Source organism: Bacillus sp. AFS073361 (genome assembly GCF_002567005.1).
In the GTDB taxonomy this organism is placed as follows: Bacteria; Bacillota; Bacilli; order Bacillales; family Cytobacillaceae; genus Neobacillus.
The window spans coordinates 1-3,372 of sequence record NZ_NUZU01000069.1 but is presented as its reverse complement, the minus strand read 5'-3'; the positions used below and the strand labels follow the sequence as shown (position 1 = coordinate 3,372).

Annotated in this window: 4 protein-coding genes and 1 pseudogene; 3 read left to right on the top strand and 2 right to left on the bottom strand. The window is 37.8% G+C overall.

Going from position 1 to position 3,372, the window contains the following annotated elements; all coding sequences use genetic code 11:
- Both COJ96_RS28925 and COJ96_RS25305 read left to right on the top strand, forming a co-directional pair.
- Positions 1–261 (top strand): annotated as a pseudogene (locus COJ96_RS28925) (hypothetical protein); the annotation flags it as partial.
- Positions 258–863: a M23 family metallopeptidase gene (locus tag COJ96_RS25305; protein WP_098576546.1), complete on the top strand. Its 606-nt coding sequence runs from the start codon at positions 258–260 to the stop codon at positions 861–863. The pseudogene COJ96_RS28925 and the gene COJ96_RS25305, both read left to right, overlap by 4 nt.
- Positions 864–1,018: 155 nt before the next feature.
- Here COJ96_RS25305 and COJ96_RS25300 read toward each other — a convergent pair whose 3' ends face one another.
- On the bottom strand, positions 1,019–1,588 hold the full coding sequence (locus COJ96_RS25300) for a CBO0543 family protein (RefSeq protein WP_098576545.1): 570 nt from the start codon (positions 1,586–1,588) through the stop codon (positions 1,019–1,021).
- 232 nt (positions 1,589–1,820) lie between these two features.
- Here COJ96_RS25300 and COJ96_RS25295 point away from each other — a divergent pair, with 232 nt between their 5' ends.
- Positions 1,821–3,095: an IS110 family RNA-guided transposase gene (locus COJ96_RS25295; protein ID WP_098576544.1), complete on the top strand. Its 1,275-nt coding sequence runs from the start codon at positions 1,821–1,823 to the stop codon at positions 3,093–3,095.
- On the opposite strand, the gene COJ96_RS29030 is transcribed toward COJ96_RS25295, so the two are convergent.
- Positions 3,084–3,372: hypothetical protein (locus COJ96_RS29030; RefSeq protein ID WP_218936527.1), on the bottom strand; the 289-nt coding region annotated here is incomplete at its 5' end. The two genes, COJ96_RS25295 and COJ96_RS29030, sit on opposite strands and share 12 nt — an antisense overlap.

The window sequence follows — 3,372 nt, the reverse complement described above, 5'->3', positions numbered from 1 at the left end:
GCAGCTTCATCAAATGCAGCGATTACTACGAGTGCCATTTACGATAAAATGCTACACGCTTTTGACCCATTAATCACTTTAATTCAGGCCATAAGTTATCCGATTGCAATGGTCGTTGTTTTAGGTGGTGCTTTATTCATAATGATCGGTAATAAAGAGAAAGGCTTTACGATGATGCAAGGGGCTGGTCTTGGTTATGTATTGGTCCAATTAACACCGTTATTCCTGAAGATACTTGTTGAAGCGATGAAAGCAATATGATTGTCCGCATAACAAGTAAGTTTGGTGCGGTCGATGCGGTGCATAAAACGCCGCATACTGGCGTTGGCCTCGCAATTCCTGAAGGGACGTCGCTCAGGGCGCTAGGCAATGGCGTAGTCTTCCGAGTATTCGACGGAACTAACAATATAGGTAAAGGGCTATCGATTCGATTCGAGGACGGTACACGGGCCATTTACGGCCATATGTCGGAGGTTAAAGCAAGGATTGGTGAACACGTTAACGCTGGAGAAATCATCGGACTAAGCGGCAATACGGGCAATTCGACGGGTCCGCATTTACATCTCGGAATGAAGGGTGCAGACGGAAGCTGGCTCGATCCGACTCCTCTAGCGCAGAATTTAGGCAATATAAACTGGTGGGACGGTCCACTAACGCAATTTAAGTGGTGGTTAGGTGAAAAGTTTACGGAGATTACCTTTAACGGTGTTGTTGATTGGATTGCGGATATTGCTATGGCGCTGCCTGTCCTCGCCGTTATTGGCGGTAGCGTGTATGCTCTTATTAACATGTTTAGTTCGAGAGCTGCTACATGGGGCGCAATAGCGACGGTGATCTATGGCTTATTTATAGTAAGGCTCTAATAAACCAAAATATTGATTTTTTAGCAAATAAAAAAGGACTGTAATGAGTCCTTTTTTGAGTTGTTTTTCTTTAACTAACGCACCCGTTACTTTAGAACAATGTTTCACAATCTTTCCTATTACAAAAAATTAATCTTTTATCCATCAACTATTTTTTAACTTGTTGTTTTACTTTTTATTTTGTCAAAACTATCCCTTGTACTAATTAAATGTCCCAATAAATAAATACCAAATAAAATGGGAAATGAGTATATGTATTTCCAATTTTCCGGAGTATAGGTGTGAATTAATGCAAAGAAAGGTTCTCCAATAAATGCACTCCCACCTGCAAAAATAAGTGCTTTTATATATGGATTGGAATTTGGCTTAATCTGAATAAGAAACATAATAATTACAGGAATAAGAGTAAAATCCCAAGGTAAATAGGAAGGGAGAAACGGGAGAACGTCATAATTATAATGCCATAAACCTAATGCTATTCCTACAAAATCTAACCAGGAACTAATAAGCATAACAATTAAACCAGAGAGAAGTAGTCTATAAGTGCTCTCTTTTTTTCTAAATAGAAACCATAATATCCAAGGAACAACTGTAAGTAGTGTTCCAACCCACCATTGCCAAGAGAAAATAACATATTCGAGCCAAAATGTTATTTTTTTATCGTGTGCTTTTTCAATTAAATCATAAATCTTATCTGCTTTGTTTAAATAATCTTTTTGATTCATTTTGAACTTCCTTATAATCTTTAATTTTTGATTTCCAATGTATTAATTATCATCCCCTTAAATGGGTTAAAAAAACAAAAATTAATAATTTTAAGTTCCCCTTCTTAAACAAACCTGCTTACGTTAGCATTCCTGTAGAGAGTTAATTATTGACTTTGATAAAAAAAGAGCTCCTCAGTAAGATATGAGTATAGACACCACTCTAACTCAAACCTTAGGAGGAACCCCTACTATGAAGTTTAAAATGCAAGACAAGCAAAATCAACTAATAGAAAGAATTTCCGATAAACATCTCGTTGTTGGTGTGGACATTGCTCAACAATTTCACGTCGCTCGAGCAGTGAATTTCCGTGGAATTGTAGTCGGCGATCCTCTCACATTTGAAAATAACGAAGATGGATTTACTATTTTATTGCACTGGATTAACAAATTAAAAAGGACAAATAACTTAGTTACCACTATAGTCGGCATGGAACCTACGGGACATTACTGGATTAATCTATCAAAATGGCTTTTCGAACAGAATATTGATGTTGTAACAGTAAATCCGTACCATGTAAAAAGGAATAAAGAGAATCGAGATAATACCCAGTCGAAAAGCGATAAAAAAGATGCACTAGTTATCGCTGATATGGTGAAAAATGGTTACTATTCCATCGTTCATCCCACTTCTGAATCATTTGAAGAACTTCGTGTTCTTATGTCTAACCGTGATGTGATTGTGAAGCGTCTTGTTAGTTCAATCAACCAATTAAATCGTTGGGTAGATGTTGTCTTTCCAGAGCTTCGACAAGTTTTTAAAGACGTGAAAGGTAAAGGGGCAATCGCAACCCTTCGCTTATTTCCTACACCAATGGAATTGCGTTCAATGCAACCTCAAAACGTTGTTATCGGGTGGAAATCACTGATGAAGAGACAGCCTGGATTAAAAAAGGCCCAATTACTAATTCATTTAGCTAATCGTTCGATTGGCACTAAGCAAGCACTTGATGCTTATAAATTTCATCTACAACAATTATTAGAGGAATACGATCTCGCAACCACACAACTCGAAAGAGTTGAACAACAGGTCACAGAAGCACTTAAACAAATTCCTTATGCCCAGCAATTGCTTACTATTAAAGGAATTAGTGAAATTTCTTTGGCTGGTATATTAGGGGAAGCAGGAGATTTAAGTGGCTTTGCCCACGGCAATTCTTTACTAAGACATGCAGGATTGCACCTAGCTGAAGCAAGTTCAGGAAAGTGGAAAGGTCAAATTGTCATTTCTAAACGTGGGAGGTCAAGACTACGGCGATTCCTTTACTTAGCCACAATGAGCCTTGTGATGAACAACCCAGAATTTAAAGCAATACACGCTCATAATGTTAAAGTTAAAAAAATGAAGAAAATGAAATCTATTATGAAATTGGTTGGTAAATTAGCTCGTATATTTGTAGGTATTGCTAAACGAAATGAATCCTATTGTCCAGAAAAAGTACAACCTTTAACTACTTTAGCAGCATAAGAACTTATAGATTCTTAGAAACACTTTCGAGTTTCCCAAAAGGAAAGACTCCAATAAATAATAAGAAAAAGTGATTGTTAGTTTTACAGTTATCGAATGTTGGCTTATTCGTAGGATTTCAAACATGTACGGAGTACCAGGTTTGTTCCACAAAAGGGCTAGACCCATCCCGTTAGCATAACTGGCCTCCACCCCTTGGATAGGCATGACGAAGGAATGATAGGGCTTTTGACCCGTTGAGACATGGGAGGGTAAGCCTCCAAGGGCGGCGTGGAGC

What these genes read in the sequence shown, in the direction of transcription:
- COJ96_RS25305 (WP_098576546.1), top strand. Translation starts at nt 258, where the DNA reads ATGATTGTCCGCATAACAAGTAAGTTTGGTGCGGTCGATGCGGTGCAT.
- COJ96_RS25295 (WP_098576544.1), top strand. Translation starts at nt 1,821, where the DNA reads ATGAAGTTTAAAATGCAAGACAAGCAAAATCAACTAATAGAAAGAATT.
- COJ96_RS25300 (WP_098576545.1), bottom strand. Translation starts at nt 1,588, where the DNA reads ATGAATCAAAAAGATTATTTAAACAAAGCAGATAAGATTTATGATTTA.